This is a genomic window from Caballeronia sp. Sq4a (assembly GCF_023170545.1).
In the GTDB taxonomy this organism is placed as follows: domain Bacteria; phylum Pseudomonadota; class Gammaproteobacteria; order Burkholderiales; family Burkholderiaceae; genus Caballeronia.
The window spans coordinates 1-20542 of sequence record NZ_CP084251.1 but is presented as its reverse complement, the minus strand read 5'-3'; the positions used below and the strand labels follow the sequence as shown (position 1 = coordinate 20542).

Sequence of the window (20542 nt, the reverse complement as noted above, 5' to 3'; positions counted from 1 at the left end):
AACGCGCAGCGGCGGCGTCAAGCGGAAAGACGCCGCTCTGCGCTCGGCGCATGGCCGAATTGCGCGCGATACGCCTTGCTGAAGTGGCAAGGCGAATGAAAACCGCAGATGCTCGTCACGCGCGCAATCGATGCATCCGTGTTGCGCAACAGATCGCGGGCGCGTCGCAGGCGCAGCGTCAGGTAGTAGTGCGTCGGCGACACGCTGAGGAACATCTTGAACATGCGCTGAAGATGCCGCTGCGAAAGATGCACGAGCCGCGCGAGTTCGTCGAGCGAAAGCGGCTCTTCGATATTCGCTTCCATCAGCCGCACGACTTCCACCAGTTCCGCCCGCGAGAAGCCGACGCGCGCATCGACCGGAATATGCTGATAGTCGGTCGAGCCACGTATGCGCTCGACGATGAACTGCTCCGACACTTGCGCCGCATGCGCCTGCCCGAGCCGCAGGCTCACGAGATTGAGCATCAAATCGAGCGGCGCGGTGCCGCCCGTGCAGGTCACGCGGTCACGATCGATCACGAAAAGCTCGTCGGCAAAGCGCACATGCGGGAAGCGCTTGTTGACCGGCGACATGTCTTCCCAGTGCAGCGTGCAACGGTAGCCGTCCAGCAGCTTCGCCGCGAGAAGCGCATACGGCCCGGTGCAGATGCCGCCAAGCGGCACGCCCGCTTCATGCGCGCGCTGCAAGAGCGCGATCACCGTGTCGTCGACATAATCGGCGACGTGCCAGCCGCCGCACACGATCAGCACGTCCGGCATGCCCGCTTCGTCCAGCGTCGTCGCGGGCTTGACCGTCATGCCGTTGCTCGCGCGCGCCGGCTCGCCGTCCGGCGTGATGACCGACCATCTGTAGTGCTCCGCGCGGCCGATGTAGTTCGCCATGCGCAGCACTTCGACCGCGCTCGTGAACGCGATCATCGAGAAGTTCGGCAGCGTCAGAAAGCCGAAGTGCGCGAGATGGGCGAGCGGCGATTCGGCGGCTGCGGGGGCGATCGCATCGCGCTTCATGGGCGCATCAACCTTGTTGCGCGGCCGGCGCGCGGCGCACGCGCATCACCGACTTGAAGCCCGAGAGAAGCGGCGCGCGAGCCATGCCCGGCGAACGTCCGAAGCTCTCCGTGATGCGATCGAGAATGATCGCGAGCAACACCACGGACAAGCCGCTCTCGAAGCCCAGGCCGATATCCAGCCGCTGAATGCTCGCCAGCACGTCGTTGCCGAGGCCGCCCGCGCCCACCATCGACGCGATGATGACCATCGACAGCGCCATCATGATGGTCTGGTTCACGCCGGTCATGATGGACGGCAGCGCGTTCGGAATCTGCACCTTGTAGAGCAGTTGCCACGGCGTGCAGCCGAATGCCTGACCCGCTTCCACGATCTCGCGATTCACATGCTTGATGCCGAGCGACGTGAGACGCACTGCGGGCGGCATCGCGAAGATGACGGTCGACAGAATGCCGGGCACGCGGCCGAGGCCGAACAGCATCGCGGCCGGAATCAGATACACGAAGGCAGGCATGGTCTGCATGAGGTCGAGCACGGGGCGCACGACCATTTCGACCATCTTGCTCTTGGCGGTCCAGATGCCGAGCGGCACGCCGAGCAACAAGCTGATAAACGTTGAGGACAACGTAAGACCTAGCGTGATGACCATCTGATCCCAGAAGCCTGTCGCGTAGACGAGCAGGAGCGAGAGCAGCGTGAACGCCGCGAAACGCCAGCCGACGCGCCACAAGCCGATGCCGACGAAGATCGCCATGAGCGCCCACATCGGAATGGCCTGCAGACCGTGTTCGATGAGCGCCGCGAAGCTCTCGATGACCTTGCCGATGGAGTCGAACGTTTTGGCGTCGTGATCGAGCAGATAGTGGACGCCGTGATCGACCCAGCTACCGAGCGGAATGATTTCAGACATGGGAACCTCGATGGCGCGTTAAGACCTGGAGCACGTTCGTCTTGTTGACCGAACCACAGTACGAACCGTCTGCATCGACGACGGGCAGCGGCGCGGGGCTCGCGACCACGCGATTCACCACGTCGTCGAGCGTCATGGTTCGCTGAATGCATTCGACATGATGGATTTGCGGCACGGCGTTGCCCGTGGCGTCGCGCCCGACGAACCCGCGAATGCGGCGCTCGGCGTCCAGCACGAACGCGTATTCCGCGCTGCCGTTGAGTGTCTTCGCGACGCTCGATGCGTCGATCTGCGGCGAATGCTTCATGACCGGCACGGCGTCCGTCTGCATGAGATCGCCGGCCGTGAGGTAACGGCTAGTGTCGATGCCTTCGAAGAAGGCCTGCACGTAGTCGTCGGCGGGATTCTTGATGATTTCCTGCGGCGTGCCGATCTGCACCACGCGGCCGCCTTCCATGATCGCGATGCGCGTGCCGATGCGCATGGCTTCTTCGAGATCGTGCGAGACGAAGAGAATCGTGCGGCGCTGCTCGCGCTGAAGGTCGAGCAGCACGTTCTGCATTTCCTTGCGCTTGAGCGGATCGAGCGCGGAAAACGCTTCGTCCATGATCATCAGCGAAGGATTGACGGCAAGCGCCCGCGCAAGGCCCACGCGCTGCTGCATGCCGCCCGACAACTGCGACGGCAGCTTCTGCGCGAACGGCGCGAGGCCCACTTGTTCGAGCACGGTCATGGCGCGCGATTCGCGTTCCTTGCGTCCGACGCCCGCCACTTCCAGCCCGAACGCGGCGTTGGACAGCACCGTGCGCTGCGGCATCAGCGCGAACGACTGGAACACCATGCTCATGTCCCGGCGGCGCAGCGCCGTGAGTTCCGAGCGCGGCACGGCGGCCACATCGCGCCCGTCGATCAGCACCTTGCCGGCGGTCGGATCGACGAGCCGGTTGATGAGGCGAATCAGCGTCGATTTGCCGGAGCCGGACAGGCCCATCAGCACGAAGATCTCGCCTTCCCTGACATCGAACGAGACGTTGTGGACGCCGACAATCTGGCCGGTACGCGAGAACACTTCTTCCTTCGACGCACCGCCGGCCAACAGGTCGATCGCCTGTTTGGGGTTGCTGCCAAACACTTTGCACAGCCCTTCGACCACTACCTTGGGGGAATCCATCGACATTCTCCAGAACCGTGGCGGACGCGCTTCCGCGCTCTGCATACATAGTTGCCAGAAAAAAGTGCCGTGAGCCGACTATTTGCGACAATCACATGTGGAAATACGACACCGATTTGTCGCAGTTTCGCGGCAGACAGCCGGACGCCCTTGATAGACAAGGCTTTGCGGAAGAACGGAGAGAAGCGCGCAACGGGGGATGCGTGTCGCGCCACGACAAGTCGCGGCGCGAAGCCGATGTTTTCGCCTTTGGGGTCAGGCGCTCGGGCGAATCATCTGGAACATTTCGCCAATCTCGGCGTAGTCCGCGCGATAACCCGCGCGCATGATCGGGCGCGCGGCGGCGGTATCGAAGAGACCGTCTTTCAAAAACTCGCTGCGGATATGCACGCCCACCACCTGCCCAAGCGCGAGCCAGTTGTTCATCGGCTGGCCGGCGAGGTCGTGGATGCGCACCACTTGCAGCAGCCGGCATTCGAGCGCCGCCGGCGACTCAGCCACATGCGGCACGTCGACATTGCGGCCGGGCGCTTTCGTCAAGCCTGCGAGCTCGAATTCGTCGATCTCCGGCGCCACCGGCGCGGATGTGCGGTTCATGCGCTCGGCGAGCGGACGCGTCGACATATTCCAGACGAATTCGCCGGTCGCCTCGATGTTGCTGATGCTGTCCTTGCGGCCTTCGCTGGAGAAGCCGATCACGTAAGGGAACGTCGCAAACGCGCCGAAAAAGCTGTACGGCGCGAGGTTCACGCCGCCTTCGGCGGTGCGGCTGGAGATCCAGCCGATGACGCGCGGCGCGACGATTGCCTTGAATGGGTCATGCGGCAGGCCGTGGCCTTCGCTCGGATCGTAGAAGTGGATGTCGCCGGTCATGAGGGGCCGCGCAATGCGCGAGGGTTCGTGAGAACGAAAGGATACCGCGGCAGCTCGTCGGACGACGGGCGCGGAAAAACTGCGGGGGAGACGATGCCGTGTCGCGCGCCTGGAGCGCGGAAGTGAGATGCTGGAGAACTGCTAGAAAAACTACAGAACTGGCGGGCGGGTGTACGGCGCTTGCCGTCGCATATTGCTTCTAGTGTGTGTCCCGCGCCGCCTTTAGCCGCGCATTACAGATGAATGCCGAAAGCCGTGCCGCGTGCCTTGCGCTGACGCTCCGATTCGCGGAAACGCGCTTGATACGAGTAGTCTGTGTCCAACGGCAGGTGCGGCGATTCGAACATCGAAGCGAGTTTTTGCAGCAGTGCGAAGAGGTAGCTCATGTGAGACTCCGGTTGGTGATTGAGGGTTTTCCCTTAGCCATGATTATAGGGTTTGCCCTGCCGGATTCCTAGTGCAATGCAGCATTTCCTTCCCAAAAATGTTGTAGTTTTTCTACAGACACGGCTTTTTTGACCGGCTGGAAAATGGGGGCGGGGCGTAAAGGGCCGCGCGGCGGTCATCCCGCGCCAATCCGAGGCACGTTGCCGCAGGGGACTATCGCGCGTTGAAGACGTCGGGGAGGGTCGGAAGGCAGGTCACCGGCTGGGCGATGACGGTGGCGTAGGTCGCGAGCATCGCGCACAGAAGCCAGGCGAACGACTGAAACGAGTGCGAGGCAACCGCCGCTACTTGCCGATCGAGTGAAACGGAATCGGGCGCCTGAAAAGTGGTCGCGGTAGCAAGGAGCGTCGGACCTTCATCCGCCGAACCGGGGGAGTTGGGCGAATCCGCGATCAGATCGCCTTGCATCGGCGTCTCTGCCGGCGCTTCGGCCGGCGCCGCTGCACGCGCTGCGCGCCGCCTCGCCGACGATTCCACTGCCGCCAGAAACACCTCCGGCAACTCGAAGCCCTCGAACGTGCCCTGACGGATATCGGTGTTCATCGCCTGCTGGGTGGCGCGTTCCGCGTCCTCGGCGAAGAGGTCGAGCGTTTCGCCGGGGCGGATCGCTTCGCGCAGTTGGGCGACGCGCTGCGCGGTGCGCGCCGGACTCCGGCGGCTGGCTTTCGCGGAAGGAACGGTATCGTCCGATGAGACGTCAGGATTTCGGGGTACAGCGGAATCTGGCATAGGTCGGAAGCTGCGGATCGAAAGACTGCGGCCTGAACTGCTGGCGCGCAGCGCGCCCACGCGGTCCGGCAATAAATTTCGAGGCCGCATTGTCGCACGGCTGCGGGCCTTATCCAGCGGCTTTGCGCGATGTTTCAGCGTTCAATCTCGCATCCGTGCAATGCACTCGCGCGCCGCCGCTCAGACGTTGCCGTCTTCGCGAAACTCGCGGACGACGTCGAGTTGCCGCAAGCGCGCGCAGATCGACCGATACTCCTCTTCCGACACGCGCGACAGCTCGACTTGCACTTCGTCCGAATCGGGCGACTCTTCGCTCTGCTGCACGACGAACTGCTTCACGCGCACGCTGCCCGGCCCGAGCGCCTCGTGCAGCGCATGAAACGAGAGCGAGCCGCGATCGACGAGCATCGTCAGTTGTCGGCGCTGCCTCACCGAGATGAAACGTCGCTCGAGCGGCTTCAGCCCCGCCAGAATGACGAGGATGATGGCGGTCGCCGCGATCGACGCCGTGTACAGGCCGCCGCCGACCGCGAGCCCGATTGCCGCGACGGACCACAGGCTCGCCGCCGTCGTCAGGCCGCGGACGATCTCGCCACGCAAAAGAATCGAGCCCGCGCCGAGAAAGCCGATGCCCGATACGACCTGCGCCGCCACGCGCGATGGGTCCAGCACCACATGCTCCGCCTTGAGCGCATCCGCGAATCCGAACGCGGACACGATCATGATCAACGCCGAGCCAACGCACACGAGCATATGCGTGCGCAGCCCGGCGGCCCACGAAAGCCGCTCGCGCTCAAAGCCGATCACGCTGCCAAGCGCGGCGGCCATGACGAGCCGGGAAACAAGTTCGACGTTGTTCAACATGTTTTTCTCTCCTCGTGATGCCGGCTTGTCGCGCGACGAGCGCCGTTTGCTATGCTTGCCAGGCTACGCCGTAGCGCCTCTCGGAACACTTCTAAAGACTGTCGCATGCAACATCCATCCACGCCCGGCGCGCCATTGACGCCGCCCGCGAATCTTCAATCCGGCGCGGCGCTGCGCGCGCATTACGCGAATGTCGTGCTTCCGCTGTGGCGCGGCCCCGGCTTCAACGCGACGCTGCGTCTGCCGTTCGAAGCCGTCGGTCCCGACGACCACGCGCCGCTGCCGCCCAAGCGCTATCGCGCGATGGCGTGCGCGCGCCAGCTTTTCGTTTTCGCGGATGCGGGCGATCTCGATCACGCCGCGACCTTGTTCGAGTCGTTGCAGCACTACTTTCACGACACGCGCAACGGCGGTTGGTTCTATAGCGTGGATGCAAACGGCGCGCCGCTCGAGCGGCAAAAGGACTTGTACACGCACGCGTTCGTCGTTTTCGCGTGCGCGCACTACGCGAGCAAGAGCGGTTCGGCGCGCGCGTTCGCCGTTCTCGATGAAACGGCGAAGCTCATCGAAACGCGGTTCGCGCATGTCGGGGAAGTGCTGAACGCCGTCGTGGCAGAAGACTTCGCCGCGACCATGGAAGGTCCGCTGCAAAACCCGCTGATGCACCTCGCGGAAGCATGGCTCGCTGCGCGGGAAGCAACGGGCGACGCCGCCTACGACGCACGCCTCGCCACGCTCGCCGAATGGATCGCGCGCATGTTCGTGCACGAGCCGACAGGCTGCATCGCCGAATTGCCTATCGGCGCGGCGGACAACCGGCTGGAGCCGGGGCATCAGTTCGAATGGTATTTCCTGGTCAAAGGCAGCGGACATGCTGCATTCAAGGCCGTCGCGCTGGACGAGCGGCTGGAACGCGCGTTCGACTTCGCGCAGAAGCACGGCATCGAAGAGAAGACGGGCAGCGTGTTCGCCGCGCTCGATGAGACCGGCCGTGTGATCGACGGCACGCAGCGCATCTGGGCGCAGACCGAATATCTGCGGGCGCTCGCCACGCGCGGCGACGCGCTCGGCGAGCAGATCGGCCGATACGCCGCGCGCTTCTTGCACGCGCGGGGATGGGTGGAATGCCGCGCGGCCGATGGCAGCATCAGCCGGGCGGAAATGCCGTCCACGACGCCGTATCACCTCGCCACGGCGTACGCGTCGTTGCCTGCTTAGGCCAGCTGGAACACGGAAACCGCCGCCTTCAACTGGCGCGTCTGCTCGTGCAACGAAGACGCGGCAGCGGCGGCCTGCTCGACGAGCGCCGCGTTCTGCTGCGTCATCTCGTCCATCTGCGTGACCGCCTGATTCACCTGCTCGATGCCGACGCTCTGCTCCAGAGACGACGCGCTGATTTCCGCCATCATCTGCGTGACGCGCGAGATCGACGTGGACACTTCGCGCATCGCGGAGCCGGCGCGCTCGACCAGTTCCGAGCCGTCGCTGACCTGAGCGACGGATTCGCCGATCAATTCCTTGATTTCCTTCGCCGATTGCGCCGAACGCTGCGCGAGGCCGCGCACTTCGCCCGCCACGACCGCGAAGCCGCGGCCCTGCTCGCCTGCGCGCGCCGCTTCGACCGCCGCGTTCAACGCGAGGATGTTCGTTTGGAACGCGATGCCGTCGATGACCGAAATGATCTCGGCGATCTTGTCGGAGCTTTGCGCAATCACGCGCATCTTGTCGACGACGTCGTCCACGACGCTCGACCCGCGCGACGTCGCTTCGAGTGCTTCGCCCGCGAGCGCGTTGGCTTCGCGCGCATGTTCGGCGTTCTGGCGCACGGTGGCAGTCAGCTCTTCCATGCTCGATGCGGTTTCTTCCAGCGAAGCCGCCTGATTCTCGGTGCGCGCCGACAAGTCCGCGTTGCCGCTCGCGATCTCGTCCGCGCCGAAGTTGATGGATTCCGACGTTTCGCGCACGGTCTTCACGGTGTTCGCGACGCTCGCCTGCATGGCGGCCAGACCGGCGAACAGGCGGCCGATTTCGTTGCTGCCGCGATCCGCGATGTGCTCGTCGAGGCGGCCTTGCGCGATGCGCTCGAAGTGGCGGCCGGCTTCTTCCAGCGGCGCGATGACGCCGCGACGCAGCGCGATGTGCACGAGCACGACGCCGGCGATCAGCGCGACGGCGATCGCCATGCCCACCGCGCGGAACCACGCGTAGCGCGTGTCGATCGATTCGAGGTACGCATTGCTCGACGCATTGCCGAAGTCGACGAACTTCTGCTGTTCCGCGAGATAGCGGTCCTGAAAGCCCTGCGTCGGCTGATCGAGAAACGCCTGGATATTGCCAGCGTCGAGATACTGCACGAGTTCGGAGAGCGCCTTCGCGTACTCGGCGTACTTCGCCTGCAGCGCGTTCATGCGCGCGACGTTTTCATCGCCGGTCTTGGGCGCGTTCATGAAAGCGCCGAACGACTTCTCCGCGCTCGCGATCTGTTCGCGCGCGTGCTGCACGATCTCCACGGGTTCCGCGCCGCCGCGCACCATGCGCGTACCGGCGCGCGACAGGTTGATGCGCGCGTCCATCAGATGCTGCGTGGTCTTGTTGACGGCGTTGACCTGTTTCAGCGCGATGTCCGACAGATTGTTGACGTCGTCGTGCGTCCTCGAAAGCGACCAGAAGCCCAGCCCTTCGGTCACGAGTTGAAAGACACAAAACACGACGAGTACCGCGAGCAAGCCCGATGCAACCTTGATTTTTCCAAACATCACTTCCACCCGTACTGACGATTGACCGTTCCATGACGGCGACAGTGCGGGTTTACGGCAGGCAACGCGACAAGCTTGAATCGCTAGCCGGAAAGCGTGTCTATGGAGGATCGATGCCGGTGGCGCCGGGCGCCGTGGCACGCCGAAACGCACCGTTGCACGATTTTTGCCGAACTTCCTTGCGAAGCGCGCGATCGCTATCTATTGTCTTTGCAGGACGGCGCCGAACCCACCAAGGAGTGTCCGAATGGCCGAGATTGTCGATATCGCACGCGGTGCACTGAACGCGCAGCCGTTCAGCGCCTTGCTTGGAACCAAGCTGATGCAGGTCGATTCAGCGAGTCTCACGCTGTGTCTGCCGATCCGCGACGAATTGAGGCAACAACACGGCTTCGTGCATGGCGGCGTGGTGAGCTATTTGGTCGATAACGCGCTCACCTTCGCGGGCGCGTTGCGGCTCGGTCCTAAGGTGGTCACGGGCGAATTCAAGATCAATCATCTGCGCCCGGCGGTGACGGGCACGCTGATGGCGCGGGCGCGCGTGGTTCATGCGGGCATGGCGCAGGCGACTTGCCAATGCGATGTTTTCGTCACCGACGGCAATACCGAGCGGCTCGTCGCGGTGGCGCAGGGCACGATCACGCGCATCGGCGACGGCGCGGCCGAAGCGCTCTACGACGCGTAGGTCTCTTACCGTCCAGAAGCAAAAAACCTCGCCGCGGCGAGGTTTTCTGTTTGGAACGCGCGGCGTATTACTTGGCCGCAACGGTCTTCTGTTGCTGCTCGCCGAGGCCCTGAATGCCGAGACGCATCGTCTGGCCGGCCTTCAGGAACACCGGGCTCGGCTTCACGCCCATGCCGACGCCCGGCGGCGTGCCGGTGGAGATGATGTCGCCGGGCTGCAGGCTCATCGTCTTCGACAAGTACGCGACCAGTTGCGCGACCGTAAAGACCATCGTCTTCGTGTTGCCGTTCTGGTAGCGATGACCGTCCACTTCGAGCCACAGGTCGAGCTTCTGCGGATCGTCGATCTCGTCCTTCGTGACGAGCCACGGACCGATCGGGCCGAACGTGTCGAAACCCTTGCCCTTGTCCCACTGCGTACCGTGTTCGAGCTGCCATTCGCGCTCGGACACGTCGTTGATCACGCAATAGCCCGCTACGTAATCGAGCGCGGTGGCTTCATCGACGTATTTCGCTTCTTTGCCGATCACGACGCCCAGTTCGACTTCCCAGTCCGTCTTCTTCGAGTCGCGCGGAATCTCGACGTCATCGTTCGGGCCGCAAATGGCGCTCGTCCACTTGCCGAAGATGACCGGCTCCGTCGGCACCGGCAAGTTCGACTCTGCGGCGTGGTCCGCGTAGTTCAGGCCGATGCACACGAACTTGCCGACCCGCGCCACGCACGGTCCGATGCGCGGATTGCCCTCGACGACGGGCAGCGACGCCGGATCGACGGCGCGCAGTTTCGCCAGGCCCGCATCGGTCAGCGTGTCGCCGGCGATGTCGCCCACGACCGACGAAAGGTCGCGAATCTGGCCGTCCGCGTCGAGCAGGCCCGGCTTTTCCTGACCCTTGGGGCCGTAACGAAGCAGCTTCATCTGATGTGATCCTCGTGGTTCTAAAAGTTGAAAAGCGACGGACGGTCAGTTGGACCAGCCGCCATCGATAACGTGAATCTGACCCGTGGTGAACGACGACTCGTCGGAGCCGAGATACAGCGCGAGCGCCGCAATCTCGCTCGCGCGGCCGACGCGCCCCATCGGCTGGCGCGCGACGAACGCGGCCTGCACCTGCTCGACGGTCGCGCCTTGCGCCTGCGCCTGCTCCGCGATGCGCTCCTTCAGCGACGGCGATTCCACGGTGCCCGGACAAATGGCGTTGCAGCGGATGCCGCGCGTGACGAAATCCGCCGCGACCGACTTCGTCAGGCCGATGACCGCCGCCTTCGACGCGCCATACACGAAGCGGTTGGGCACGCCCTTCACGCTCGACGCCGCCGACGACATGTTGATGATCGAGCCGCCGCCCTTTTCCAGCATGGCCGGCAGGAACGCGCGGATCGTCCGATACATGGCTTTCGCGTTCAGGTCGAAGGCGAAGTCCCAGTCGGCTTCGGTCGCTTCCAGAATCGAGCCGGCGTGAACGTAGCCCGCGCAGTTGAACAGCACGTCGATTGCGCCGATCTCGTTCGCGAGATCGCTGATGGCCTGAGCGTCGAGAACGTCGAGCTTGCGCGCCTCGAACGGCTTGCCTTCGAGCGATTCGATGCGGATATCCGTCGCGATCACGCGCGCGCCTTCAGCCGCGAACATTTCGGCCGTCGCGAGCCCGATGCCTTGTCCGGCCGCCGTGATCAGCGCGGTCTTGCCTGCCAGTCTTTGTACCATCCACTGCTCCAGTCCAGGTTAATTTTGAGACATGCCGGGTATATGGCAGGTCTCAGAGACGGTAGAACGCGCGGGCGTTTGCGCCGAAAATCGCCGCTTGCCCGGCCTTTTCGAGATGCGCGGTGAGGCACGTGGCGGCAGCATGCCACTCAGTGTAGCCGCCGTTGAGATTCAGCACCGGCCAATCGCTGCCCCACATCAGACGTTCTGCGCCGAATTGCTCGATCAGATGCACGACGTAGGGTTGCAGCGTCGCCTCCGTCCAGTTTGGCGCGGCTTCGGTGGCGAGGCCGGACAGCTTGCAGTAGAGCCGCTGCGGCAGCGCCGCCAGTTGCGCGATGCCATCGGCCCAGGGTTGCCAGCCCGCGTCGATGCCGTCGCGAATCGGCGGCTTCGCGCCATGATCGACGACGATGCGCAGCAACGGATACCGCCGCGCGAACTCGATCAGCGACGGCACGTGCCGCGCGAAGATGAGCGCGTCGAAGGCGAGATCGAGCTCGATGAGGCGCTGTATCGCGGCTTCGCGGGGCGCGTGAGCGATCCATGTATCGTCGGGCAGGTCCTGAAGCATCGGGCGCACGCCTTTGAACTTCGGATCGCGTGCGAATTCGTCGATGATTTCAGGCGCGTCGTCGGAATCGAGCGGAACCCAGCCGACGACGCCCGCCACCGATTGATCGTCGCGGGCCAGCGCAAGCAGATAGCGGGTTTCATCGACGGTCGGCGCAGCCTGAACGACGACGGTGCGAGCGACGCCCGTCGCCTCGCGCAGCGGCGCGAGATCGTGCGGTCCGAAGACGCGATAGAGCGGCTCCAGCTCGGGCGTGAGCCAGCCGTAGTCGCCGCGCGCAGGGTCCCAATAATGCTGATGCGCGTCGATTGAGTCGTCCGGCATCATCGCGGCACCGGCGCGTTCGGGTGAAGCAATCCTTCGGCGCGCAGCGCATCCCACAGCGCGGGCGGAACCGGCGTCGCGAACGAGGCGGCGTTCTGGCGCACTTCGTCAGGCGTGCGCGCGCCCATCAGGACGGTGGCCACAACTTTATGCGCATAAGGAAACTGGAGCGCCGCCGTGGAGAGCGCGACGCCGAAGTCGCGACAGACCCGCTCCAGTTTGCCGACGCGTTCGACGATTTCTTTGGGCGCGTCGCCGTAGTTGAACTTGAGATCGCCGTGCGCGTTCGTATCCAGGCCACGCGCGAGGATGCCCGAATTGAACGCTCCGCCCAGCAGAATGCTGACGCCGCGCTTCTCGCATTCGGGCAGCAAAGCGTCGAGCGTGTTCTGTTCAAGTAGCGTGTAACGTCCGGCGAGGAGCGCGCAGTCGATGTCGTATTCGGCCATCGCTTCCATGACGGCTGCGCCTTCGTTGACGCCGAGTCCGACGGCTTTCACGCCGCGCGTTTGCTTCAACTCATCGAGCGCGCGAAAACCGCCCTCGTCCGTCAATTGACGCCAATAGTGCGCGTTCTTTTCGCCGTGCGTGTATCGGCCGATATCGTGAATGAGCACGATGTCGATATCGATCATGCCGAGCCGATGTTGACTGTCTTCGAACGAGCGGAGGATGCCGTCGTAGGTGTAGTCGTAGATGGCCTGAAACGGCAGCGGATTCGCCCAGCCTTCGCTTCCGTCATCGGGCGTCGTTCGCGGCACGAAACGGCGGCCGACCTTGGTCGAGAGAACAAAGTCTTCGCGCGGATACCGGCGCAGCGCATCGCCCAGACGATGCTCCGCCTTCGTGTGACCGTAGTGCGGCGCAGTGTCGAAGAAGCGGAGGCCCGCTTGCCACGCGGCATCCACCGTGGCGCGCGCTTCATCTTCGGTCAGTTCGTGATAGAGGCCGCCGAGCGGCGCAGTGCCGAGCGACAGCGCCGTCACTTCCAGCGAAGTCGATCCGATTCGGCGTCGGGGCAAAACGTCCTGCGTTTCAGCGGTCATCTGCAAGCCTCGGAGAGTTGATGCGATGGACTGCGGATCGAGCGGTTGGCGAATCTAGCGCTCGGGGTGGCGGCACATTCATTAATGAACGTATTATTCATAGACGCACAAAACCAAGTCAAGGATGGCGCGGCCCCGGGCGCTCGGTGTATTCCCTAAGACCGCGGCCGGACCCGAGCGCACGCCGAAACATGAACCGACAGACGCCAACTGCCGTGGACGCGGAAGACAACGACGCCGACCGATATCGCGCGCCGGCCCTCGACAAAGGACTGGACATCCTCGAATTGCTAGCCGAGCAGAAGTCGGGGCTCACGCGTGCGGAAATCACGAAGCTGCTCGGGCGCAACGCGAGCGAGATGTATCGCATGCTCGAGCGGCTGGTCGCGCGCCAGTACGTCGCGCGCTCGCCCGAAGGCGACCGCTACTCGTTGAGCCTCAAGCTGTATGCGCTCGCGCACCGTCATCCGCCGATGAACCGGCTGATCGCAGAGGCGTTGCCCGTCATGCAGCGTTTCGCCGACGCGGCAGAGCAATCGGTCCATCTCGCCGTCTATGACCGCGGCAACTTGCTCGTCATCGCGCAGGTGGACGGCCCGGGCGCCTGGGGCATTTCCGTGCGTCTCGGCTCGCGCGTCGGACTGATCGACACCGGATCGGGCCGCGTGATATTGGCTTTCCAGACCGACGAACAGCGCGATCACATGTTGGCCGAGCATACAAAGGTCAAAGGCGAATTGCCGATCGACCGCAGCGTGCTCGACGCCGATTACCGACGAATTCGGGAAGCAGGCTTCTCGAAGAAGGAGAGTCAGCAGACCTTCGGCATCACGGACGTGACGTTCCCGCTGCTCGGTCCGTCCGGGCAAGCGATCGCGGCGCTGACGTGTCCGTACATGCGGCGGATCGACGAATATGTGGCGCCGTCCATCGAAGAAGTCACCTCGCTGCTGAGAGATGCCGCGGCCGCGCTTTCGATGTCGCGCGTTTAGCCGCGCGCGGATCACGTTAGAATGGCGGCCCTCTCAAAATAGCGGCTGCCCATTGCGAGCCGCCGTGCCTATCTCGACGCATCATCCATGGCGAAACTTCTCTCCGATTCCGAGTTCCTGCGCTTTTCCGAGCTTCAACAAAAACAAGCGAGCTTCACCATCACCACCGACGAGGCCGATGAACTGCGTGACATCGTCGCCCGCGCACAGAAAAAGCGCGACGATCGCGCCGCCGCCATGCAGGCCATCGAAGCACACATCGCGCAGTTCGACATTAGCCCGGACGAACTCTTCTCGCCCGAGCAGATCGGCGAAGCGGCGCGCACCTACGGTCTGATCCCCGCCGCGAAAAAAGAGCGCACGCTGCCGCCGCAATTGACGTACAACGGCAAGCCGTATCAGTGGACGTCGCGCGCGTTGCCCGACGAAATTCGCACGCCGCTCTTCGAAGCGTTCACGGCGGGACATTCCGTGAAGGCGTTCATCGCGACGCCGAAGGACGCCGCGCGCTGCGCACTCACCATCGCGCGGCTCGAACGCGAAACCGGCGCATCGTATGCCGAAGCATTGTTGAGCGAACTCTCGCTGTCACGCGAACAAATCGACGACGCGCTTTCAAAAATCGGCGCCTAACTGCGCGCGACGGATGGCGGCTGTGCCGGCGTCTCGCCGAGCCGCATCTTGAAACCGACGACGCCCGGGTCGTCCGTGCGCGTCAGTTCGAAACCCAGCTTGCGCGCCAGCCCGATCATGCCCGCGTTCTCCCGCAGGGCTTCGCCGATCATCCATCGCGTGCCGCGCTTTTTTTCGTAATCGATGATTCGCGTGAGCAGCAGCGAGCCTAAACCCTGCCCTTTCATGTCGGAGCGCGCGGCGAGCGCGAACTCGGCCGTCTCGTTGTCCGGGTCGGCGATGGCGCGGGCGACCGCAAGCGTCTCGGACGCGCCGTCCGCGTTCGCTCGGGTCACGATGAGCGCCATCTCGCGGTCGTAGTCGATTTGCGTCATGCGCGCGAGTTGCGAATGATCGAAGCTGCGCACCGCGCCGAAGAAGCGCAAGCGCAAATCTTCCGCCGTGTTCGCAGCGACAAATGCCCGATGCGCGTCTTCGTCTTCCGGTCGAATGGGGCGCACGGTGATGCGCATGCCGCGCCAGTCGAGCGTCTCTTCCATCACGCGCGGATACGGGACGATCGCAAGCGGCTTGCGGTGCGCGCCCAACGTCAGTTGCGGCTCGTGCACGGCAACGGAGTCGCGGGTCACCTGCAAGGTCAGCTTAAGCGCGACGATTTCCTCGACGTAGCAGACGAGTTGCGACAATGCGGTGAGCGCCTGAAGCAGCATGTCGCCCGGCAACTCCCGTGAGCGCGGCGAGCGTGCGATCAGATCGCGAGCAAGCACCGGATTCAGCGGCGGCAGCGAGAATTCATGTAGGGCATCCGCGAGCCCAAGCGCGCCTTCTGCCCGAAACTCGAACACAGGGCCGAAGACGCGATGGTTGAGAAGGCGCGTCTGTATTTCGAGTCCGTCGCTGGACTTTGCTTCGCAAGGGCCCGGCTTCACGGCGATGCCGAAGCGAACGAGAATGCGCGCTGCGCGTTCCCCTTCCAGTTCAACCGTGCCGTTCGCCAACGCCTCGCGCACCTCCTTTTGCGCATCGTCGATATCTTTCGGCACGTCGGCGGGCAAGCCGTCGGGCGTCTGCATCAGCAGTTCGCGGCCGTGCCGGAAGTCGACCAATCGCGCGAAGCCACGTGCCAATCGATGCGGCGTCGTGTGCACAGGGATCCCGGCCGCATGAAGATCATCGCGCGTGGCAGCATCGATGCATCCGAAGAAGCAGGCAAGCACACCGCGATAGGTATGCTTGCGCTCCGCGATCAGCGTGCGCGCAACGTCCGCCACCGGTGCGCTGTGCGTCGGCGCGTGCACGACAAAGGCCGTACCGGTCTCGCGGTAGGGTGCGAGCGTTCGCAGCGCGTCGCCGAAATCACTCGCCGATGCGTCGTCGCCGAGCAGCAGCGGATTGCCGGCTTGCGCTCTCGGCAACGCAGCCGCGACGGCGTCCCGTGCTGCCGCAGGAAAGGTGGCGAGGCCGCCTCCCGCCGCGCCGAACGCGTCTTTCGCGAGAGCCGCCACGCCGCGATCGCTAGTGATGACGGTCGCCGCGTCGCTTGAGGCGACGCGCCCGACGCCGAGGGTTTCGATCTCGTCGAGGAGGTCGTCGAGTGAGTCGACGCGCACCAGCCCTGCGCGTCGAAATGCAGCGCCGTAAAGGCGGTCGAACGGATCGTCGTGACCGGTCCGGAGTACCAGCACAGGCTTGTTTCGCGCGGCCGCACGCGCGGCGGACATGAACTTTCGCGCTGCGCTTATCGTCTCGATAGCGAGCAGGATCGCCCGCGTCGACGCGTCGCTCGCCAGGAAGTCGACGACGTCCCCGACGTCAACGTCGGCTTCGTCGCCGAGCGCGACCACTCTCGAGAAACCGAGGCCGCGAGCACGGGCCCAGCCCAAAACGCCGTTAGTCAGCGCGTTGGATGCCGACACCCATGCGACTCCGCCCGATTTCACTTCGCACACCGGCGCGCCGAGACAGGCGCCGATCGACGGCGTCATGACGCAGAGACTTGCCGGCCCAACGACGCGAAGCAGATGCGGGCGAGCGGCAGCCAGCGTGCGACTTGTCCATTCGTGCTGCGACGAAACGGCTGATGGCTCATACGACGCAGCTGGGCCGGCCTCATGTGCTTCGCCGACGATCACGACCGCTTTCGTTCCTCTCCGACCGAGACTCTCGACGAGCGAAGGCCAGGTTTCGGGCCGCGTGCACAAGACCGCCACACTTGGCGCATCAGGAAGATCGTCGACGTCAGCGAAGACCGGTTGTCCGCCCAGCGAGGCGTGTTTCGGATTGACGGGCCACACCGGGCCTGCGAACCCGGAAGACGTCGCGCGTTTCCACACCATCTCACCGATGCTTCTCTCTCGCGAGGATGCGCCGATTATCGCGATCGACTGCGGAGCGAACAGAGTATCGAGGTTGCGGACGGTCATAGCGGCTCTCACCAGGTTGGTCAACGGTAAGCATAGGCGATCTGGCCAGCCCGTCGAATAAGCACACAGCGTTGCGCATGTCCGCGAGCTTTATGCGCATAAAGCAAAGTGGGCGCAGTGCTGCCGGTTTATGCGCATAAAGCCTCGTCCGTTTGGCTAACGCGTGGCTTTACGACGAATATTGCTGGAAAAAGTTTTAGCGCTATGTAGAATTCCAAACGTACATTTTCGGAGCAAAACGTGGCGGCGGAAATCATAGCGATCACGCAACAGAAGGGTGGGGTCGGCAAGAGCACGATAGCGATGCACCTCGGCGCAGCCTTTTATGAGAAGAACAAGCGCGTGCTCGTCGTCGACGCGGATGGTCAGAACACGCTCATTCATTGGTCAAGCGCCGCCTCGGAAGACGCGTCGGGCATTTCGTTTCCGGTCGTCAACCTCTCCGAGGCGGGCGGCCAAATCCACCGCGAAATCAGGAAGTTCATCAACGACTACGACATCATCGTCGTCGATTGTCCGCCGTCGATTACGGAGAAGGTTTCGGGCGTGGTCCTTCTGGCCGCGAGCATCGCGGTCATTCCGACGTCTTCCTCGCCCGCGGATTATTGGTCGAGCGTCGGACTCGTCAAGCTCGTGCAACAGGCGCAGGTCATGAACGAAGATTTGCGCGCGGTCTTCTTGCTTAACAAGACCGAGGAGAAACGCATGCTCACGCGAGAACTGAAAGTCGCGCTGGAGGAACTCGGCTTTCCGCTGCTCAAGACGCAGATTCCGACGCGCGAGTGCTACAAACAAGCAATGGCGCTTGGCCAGACCGTACTGCAGATGACGGATCGCGGCTCACGGCTCGCGGCGGCAGAGATCCGCGCGTGTGCCGACGAGATCCTCGCCATGCTCGCCTGACTTTATGCGCATAAAGGACCCTGAATGAAACCGTCGCAGTTCGCAAAGGGCTTCAAAGCCCGTCCCGATACCACGAGCAGTGAAAAGAGAACCGCGCTCGATCGAATCAACGCAATTGACGGCATCGTCGACCTGCAGCAGGTGTCGCAGGCCGCAGCCAACGGCCGGTCGAGCGCATTCGTCGCCGACGATCAATCTGACGCGAACGCGGCGCACGAATCCGAGCCATACCGAGCTTGGCGCAGAGCGAATCGCTACACGGTAGGGCAGGTGATCGAGTTGCCGCTCAAGGCCATCAAGGCGAGCCCCTTCAACCCGCGCCATTTCTACCTGAAGGCCTCGATCGCCGAACTGGCAGTCAACTTGGCGAAGCAAGGTCAACAGCAAGCCATTCACGTCATTCCGGACTACGACGAGCCGGGCACGTTCTTCGTGAGCGACGGCGGTCGGCGCGTGCGCGCGCTCAAGGAGGCTAACAAGGAGACGGTGAAGGCAGTCGTCGTCGACTTGCCGATCGGCATCGAGAGCTACAAGCTCGGATACGACCTCAACGTTCAGCGCGATTCGCAGACCGTCTTCGACAACGCGGTCGTCTGGCGTCGCTTCCTCGACGAGCAACACTTCCAGAGCCAGCGTGAACTGGCGGAACATCTTGGGCTGGATGAATCGACGATCGCCGTGGCGCTATCCATCGCGAAGCTGCCGGAAAACGTGATGCAAGAGATGGTCGCCCGGCCGGACCGGTTCGGTTCCAATATGGCGTATCAGATCTCCCGCTACCACGCAGCGCGGGGCAGCGACGCGACGCTTCGGCTTATCAACAAGATCACGTCGGACGACTTGAGCACTCGCCAGGTCGCGGACATCGTCAAGGGGCGCGCCAGCGGGCAGGAGACGCCGAAGCCCGTCGGCCGCCAGCGGTATGCGCAACGCCTGGAAGTCAAGCTTGACGGCGTTGCAGTCGGGGATCTCAAATCTTATGGCGAGGACCGGCTCGAATTGAGGCTGCGGGGCTTGTCACGCGAGAAACGTGACGAGTTACTGCATCAGATCGAGACGATGCTGGAAAAAGCGAACACGCAGAATTAACAGTAGGCAGCCGGCGGCATGGACGCCGCCTCGCTTAAGGCTGTCAGCTCGCTCGCGACTGGCTCAGCGTAAAAGCGAGCAAGTCCCCATCGGTCGGCTCGCCCCACGTCCGCCGGGCGAGCCAGTCGAAGAACGACGTTTCCGCGAGCTTCGAGTCTAGTCCGCGCTTTCGCCAATCGTCGCGCATATGCGCCCCGAGCTCCGGCAACAACTCTTGCTCGAAGCTCTGGCGCGCAAGCTCCCGTTCTTCCTCACCTTGCTCTTCGTACATCGCGCGGGCTTCCTTGCGTCGGAAAGCCGAGAATTCCCCCAACAGCCGGGCTTTGAGATCATCCGCCGCCGAGGCGCTCGGCGCGCCGGCCCGCGTTGAAGCGCCATTCGCAGCGGACGGCAACGCGTCGACCGGCGGCGCATAGCCCTTCTTCAATGCGTCTTTGAACAAGGCGGCGGCACTGCGGACCGGCGGCAAAGTCGTGCTGCGCATGCGCTGCTCGGTCATCAGCAAAGCGGCTCGGATGCGGTTCTCCTCGCTATCGGCATAGAGGGTTTGCGCCTCCTTCAGCGGAATCCCGATCTTGACCATGCGGTCGACGAGCGTGCTGTCGAAGACATTCGGATGCTCGTCCAACGCAAGCATCGGCTGCTTGCGTTCGGTCACGCGGAATTGAATCTCGGCGACGCGCCGCCCCTCTCGATGCTCCACCAGTTCGACGAAGATATTGGTGACGGCGTTGACTTCCGCAATCGCGGGGCGCAGGTAATCGCGCTTGAAGTATTTGTACTCGCGTTTCGCCTCGTCGCCGGCTTCCGTATCGGGCGTGCCGGACAGGATCGGCCGCCACCACTCCCAGGTTTCGCGCATCGTCAGATGGCTGGGATTCGTCAGATACCGGACGCAGATCTCGTACAGCGCAAGGCCGGCGCTGCTGCGCAACTGGCTCTGGAATTGCAGGCTCAACCTGGCATACTGAACTGGGTCAAGCAGCTTCTTCTTGATCTTCGGGGCGAATGAGAACTCGACCCAGACCCGACGCGTAGAGGGGTCTTCAAGAATTTCCGCGTCGGCGATCAGCGTGGATATGCCCCACTTGCGGCCGGGCTTCTGGCTCGACGTACCGGTGCTCCACTCCACTTGCACTGAAACCATGCGGCGCAAGTGTTCTTTGACGAGCGCCGTGTCGTTCGAATCGAAGGCCGAATTCGCGACAATATCCGAAAGCAGCGCGCGATACGTGTCGCCGGATTCATCCGCTTGCTGCGCAACGGCGAGCAAGACGTTAAACAGCTTGCGCGTCAGCAGCGTGATCTTCCCGCTCTTCGGCTGAATCGCGATGGCCTCAACGGCCTTGCGCAATTCCGCCGAACTGGGGCTGACTACGTCGGTTTTCTTTGCGCGCCTGGTCGCCAT

General features: G+C 63.6%; 19 protein-coding genes and 2 pseudogenes. 7 read left to right on the top strand and 14 right to left on the bottom strand.

The window, feature by feature from the left end:
• Window positions 1-17: 17 nt before the first annotated feature.
• The 7 genes from LDZ24_RS14130 to LDZ24_RS14100 form a co-directional block, all read right to left on the bottom strand.
• Complete coding sequence (locus LDZ24_RS14130) at window positions 18-1010, bottom strand: GlxA family transcriptional regulator (RefSeq protein ID WP_248322868.1); 993 nt, start codon at window positions 1008-1010, stop codon at window positions 18-20.
• Window positions 1011-1017: 7 nt separating this feature from the next.
• On the bottom strand, window positions 1018-1920 hold the full coding sequence (gene choW / locus LDZ24_RS14125) for a choline ABC transporter permease subunit (protein WP_175940831.1): 903 nt from the start codon (window positions 1918-1920) through the stop codon (window positions 1018-1020).
• Window positions 1913-3091 carry a glycine betaine/L-proline ABC transporter ATP-binding protein gene (locus tag LDZ24_RS14120; RefSeq protein ID WP_175940830.1) on the bottom strand — a complete coding sequence of 393 codons (1179 nt, stop codon included), beginning with the start codon at window positions 3089-3091 and terminating at the stop codon, window positions 1913-1915. Before LDZ24_RS14120 ends, choW begins: the two co-directional genes overlap by 8 nt.
• Window positions 3092-3346: 255 nt before the next feature.
• Complete coding sequence (locus tag LDZ24_RS14115) at window positions 3347-3964, bottom strand: flavin reductase family protein (RefSeq protein ID WP_248322867.1); 618 nt, start codon at window positions 3962-3964, stop codon at window positions 3347-3349.
• Window positions 3965-4197: 233 nt separating this feature from the next.
• Window positions 4198-4350 (bottom strand): hypothetical protein, encoded by a 153-nt coding sequence (locus LDZ24_RS14110; protein WP_248322866.1) that lies wholly within the window; start codon window positions 4348-4350, stop codon window positions 4198-4200.
• Between the two features lie 214 nt (window positions 4351-4564).
• Window positions 4565-5200 carry a hypothetical protein gene (locus tag LDZ24_RS14105; protein WP_248323358.1) on the bottom strand — a complete coding sequence of 212 codons (636 nt, stop codon included), beginning with the start codon at window positions 5198-5200 and terminating at the stop codon, window positions 4565-4567.
• A gap of 120 nt (window positions 5201-5320) precedes the next feature.
• The gene (locus tag LDZ24_RS14100) at window positions 5321-6004 is read right to left on the bottom strand and encodes an MgtC/SapB family protein (protein ID WP_248322865.1); all 684 of its coding nucleotides are present in this window, start codon (window positions 6002-6004) and stop codon (window positions 5321-5323) included.
• A gap of 105 nt (window positions 6005-6109) precedes the next feature.
• On the opposite strand from LDZ24_RS14100, the gene LDZ24_RS14095 reads away from it, so the two are divergent.
• On the top strand, window positions 6110-7222 hold the full coding sequence (locus LDZ24_RS14095; RefSeq protein WP_248322864.1) for an AGE family epimerase/isomerase: 1113 nt from the start codon (window positions 6110-6112) through the stop codon (window positions 7220-7222).
• Here LDZ24_RS14095 and LDZ24_RS14090 read toward each other — a convergent pair.
• Entirely contained in the window at window positions 7219-8760 is a 1542-nt protein-coding gene (locus LDZ24_RS14090) for a methyl-accepting chemotaxis protein (RefSeq protein ID WP_248322863.1), read from the bottom strand. The genes LDZ24_RS14095 and LDZ24_RS14090 overlap by 4 nt on opposite strands.
• Before the next feature lie 247 nt (window positions 8761-9007).
• Here LDZ24_RS14090 and LDZ24_RS14085 point away from each other — a divergent pair, with 247 nt between their 5' ends.
• Window positions 9008-9445, top strand: coding sequence for a PaaI family thioesterase (locus LDZ24_RS14085; RefSeq protein ID WP_206469020.1), 438 nt, complete (start codon window positions 9008-9010; stop codon window positions 9443-9445).
• Window positions 9446-9512: 67 nt separating this feature from the next.
• Here LDZ24_RS14085 and LDZ24_RS14080 read toward each other — a convergent pair whose 3' ends face one another.
• From LDZ24_RS14080 to LDZ24_RS14065, 4 genes are read right to left on the bottom strand one after another with little or no spacing between them, the layout of a single operon-like run.
• Window positions 9513-10361, bottom strand: a complete 849-nt coding sequence (locus tag LDZ24_RS14080) for an ureidoglycolate lyase (RefSeq protein ID WP_175940823.1) — start codon at window positions 10359-10361, stop codon at window positions 9513-9515.
• Window positions 10362-10406: 45 nt separating this feature from the next.
• Complete coding sequence (locus LDZ24_RS14075; RefSeq protein WP_248322861.1) at window positions 10407-11150, bottom strand: SDR family oxidoreductase; 744 nt, start codon at window positions 11148-11150, stop codon at window positions 10407-10409.
• Window positions 11151-11202: 52 nt separating this feature from the next.
• The gene (locus LDZ24_RS14070) at window positions 11203-12051 is read right to left on the bottom strand and encodes an amidohydrolase (protein WP_248322860.1); all 849 of its coding nucleotides are present in this window, start codon (window positions 12049-12051) and stop codon (window positions 11203-11205) included.
• Window positions 12048-13094: an aldo/keto reductase gene (locus tag LDZ24_RS14065; protein ID WP_248322859.1), complete on the bottom strand. Its 1047-nt coding sequence runs from the start codon at window positions 13092-13094 to the stop codon at window positions 12048-12050. The genes LDZ24_RS14070 and LDZ24_RS14065 overlap by 4 nt, the downstream gene beginning before the upstream one ends.
• Window positions 13095-13285: 191 nt before the next feature.
• Between LDZ24_RS14065 and LDZ24_RS14060 the strand changes: the two genes are divergently transcribed.
• The gene (locus LDZ24_RS14060; RefSeq protein ID WP_248322858.1) at window positions 13286-14086 is read left to right on the top strand and encodes an IclR family transcriptional regulator; all 801 of its coding nucleotides are present in this window, start codon (window positions 13286-13288) and stop codon (window positions 14084-14086) included.
• Between the two features lie 87 nt (window positions 14087-14173).
• Window positions 14174-14719, top strand: a complete 546-nt coding sequence (locus LDZ24_RS14055; RefSeq protein WP_248322857.1) for a hypothetical protein — start codon at window positions 14174-14176, stop codon at window positions 14717-14719.
• Here the strand turns inward: LDZ24_RS14055 and LDZ24_RS14050 are convergent.
• Window positions 14716-17142 carry a GNAT family N-acetyltransferase gene (locus LDZ24_RS14050; protein ID WP_248322856.1) on the bottom strand — a complete coding sequence of 809 codons (2427 nt, stop codon included), beginning with the start codon at window positions 17140-17142 and terminating at the stop codon, window positions 14716-14718. The two genes, LDZ24_RS14055 and LDZ24_RS14050, sit on opposite strands and share 4 nt — an antisense overlap.
• 240 nt (window positions 17143-17382) lie before the next feature.
• Between LDZ24_RS14050 and parA the strand changes: the two genes are divergently transcribed.
• From parA to LDZ24_RS14040, 3 genes and pseudogenes are all read left to right on the top strand, one after another.
• On the top strand, window positions 17383-18045 hold the full coding sequence (parA, locus tag LDZ24_RS14045) for a ParA family partition ATPase (protein ID WP_248322855.1): 663 nt from the start codon (window positions 17383-17385) through the stop codon (window positions 18043-18045).
• A gap of 24 nt (window positions 18046-18069) precedes the next feature.
• A pseudogene (locus tag LDZ24_RS28130) lies at window positions 18070-18175 on the top strand (chromosome partitioning protein ParB); the annotation flags it as partial.
• Window positions 18176-18246: 71 nt separating this feature from the next.
• A pseudogene (locus tag LDZ24_RS14040) lies at window positions 18247-19134 on the top strand (ParB/RepB/Spo0J family partition protein); the annotation flags it as partial.
• 43 nt (window positions 19135-19177) lie between these two features.
• Here LDZ24_RS14040 and LDZ24_RS14035 read toward each other — a convergent pair.
• Window positions 19178-20542: a replication initiation protein gene (locus LDZ24_RS14035; protein WP_248322852.1), complete on the bottom strand. Its 1365-nt coding sequence runs from the start codon at window positions 20540-20542 to the stop codon at window positions 19178-19180.

Coding starts and splice junctions, on each gene's coding strand:
- LDZ24_RS14130 (WP_248322868.1), bottom strand. CDS start 1,010: ATGAAGCGCGATGCGATCGCCCCCGCAGCCGCCGAATCGCCGCTCGCC.
- choW (WP_175940831.1), bottom strand. CDS start 1,920: ATGTCTGAAATCATTCCGCTCGGTAGCTGGGTCGATCACGGCGTCCAC.
- LDZ24_RS14120 (WP_175940830.1), bottom strand. CDS start 3,091: ATGGATTCCCCCAAGGTAGTGGTCGAAGGGCTGTGCAAAGTGTTTGGC.
- LDZ24_RS14115 (WP_248322867.1), bottom strand. CDS start 3,964: ATGACCGGCGACATCCACTTCTACGATCCGAGCGAAGGCCACGGCCTG.
- LDZ24_RS14110 (WP_248322866.1), bottom strand. CDS start 4,350: ATGAGCTACCTCTTCGCACTGCTGCAAAAACTCGCTTCGATGTTCGAA.
- LDZ24_RS14100 (WP_248322865.1), bottom strand. CDS start 6,004: ATGTTGAACAACGTCGAACTTGTTTCCCGGCTCGTCATGGCCGCCGCG.
- LDZ24_RS14095 (WP_248322864.1), top strand. CDS start 6,110: ATGCAACATCCATCCACGCCCGGCGCGCCATTGACGCCGCCCGCGAAT.
- LDZ24_RS14090 (WP_248322863.1), bottom strand. CDS start 8,760: ATGTTTGGAAAAATCAAGGTTGCATCGGGCTTGCTCGCGGTACTCGTC.
- LDZ24_RS14085 (WP_206469020.1), top strand. CDS start 9,008: ATGGCCGAGATTGTCGATATCGCACGCGGTGCACTGAACGCGCAGCCG.
- LDZ24_RS14080 (WP_175940823.1), bottom strand. CDS start 10,361: ATGAAGCTGCTTCGTTACGGCCCCAAGGGTCAGGAAAAGCCGGGCCTG.
- LDZ24_RS14075 (WP_248322861.1), bottom strand. CDS start 11,150: ATGGTACAAAGACTGGCAGGCAAGACCGCGCTGATCACGGCGGCCGGA.
- LDZ24_RS14070 (WP_248322860.1), bottom strand. CDS start 12,051: ATGATGCCGGACGACTCAATCGACGCGCATCAGCATTATTGGGACCCT.
- LDZ24_RS14065 (WP_248322859.1), bottom strand. CDS start 13,094: ATGACCGCTGAAACGCAGGACGTTTTGCCCCGACGCCGAATCGGATCG.
- LDZ24_RS14060 (WP_248322858.1), top strand. CDS start 13,286: ATGAACCGACAGACGCCAACTGCCGTGGACGCGGAAGACAACGACGCC.
- LDZ24_RS14055 (WP_248322857.1), top strand. CDS start 14,174: ATGGCGAAACTTCTCTCCGATTCCGAGTTCCTGCGCTTTTCCGAGCTT.
- LDZ24_RS14050 (WP_248322856.1), bottom strand. CDS start 17,142: ATGACCGTCCGCAACCTCGATACTCTGTTCGCTCCGCAGTCGATCGCG.
- LDZ24_RS14035 (WP_248322852.1), bottom strand. CDS start 20,542: ATGGCGACCAGGCGCGCAAAGAAAACCGACGTAGTCAGCCCCAGTTCG.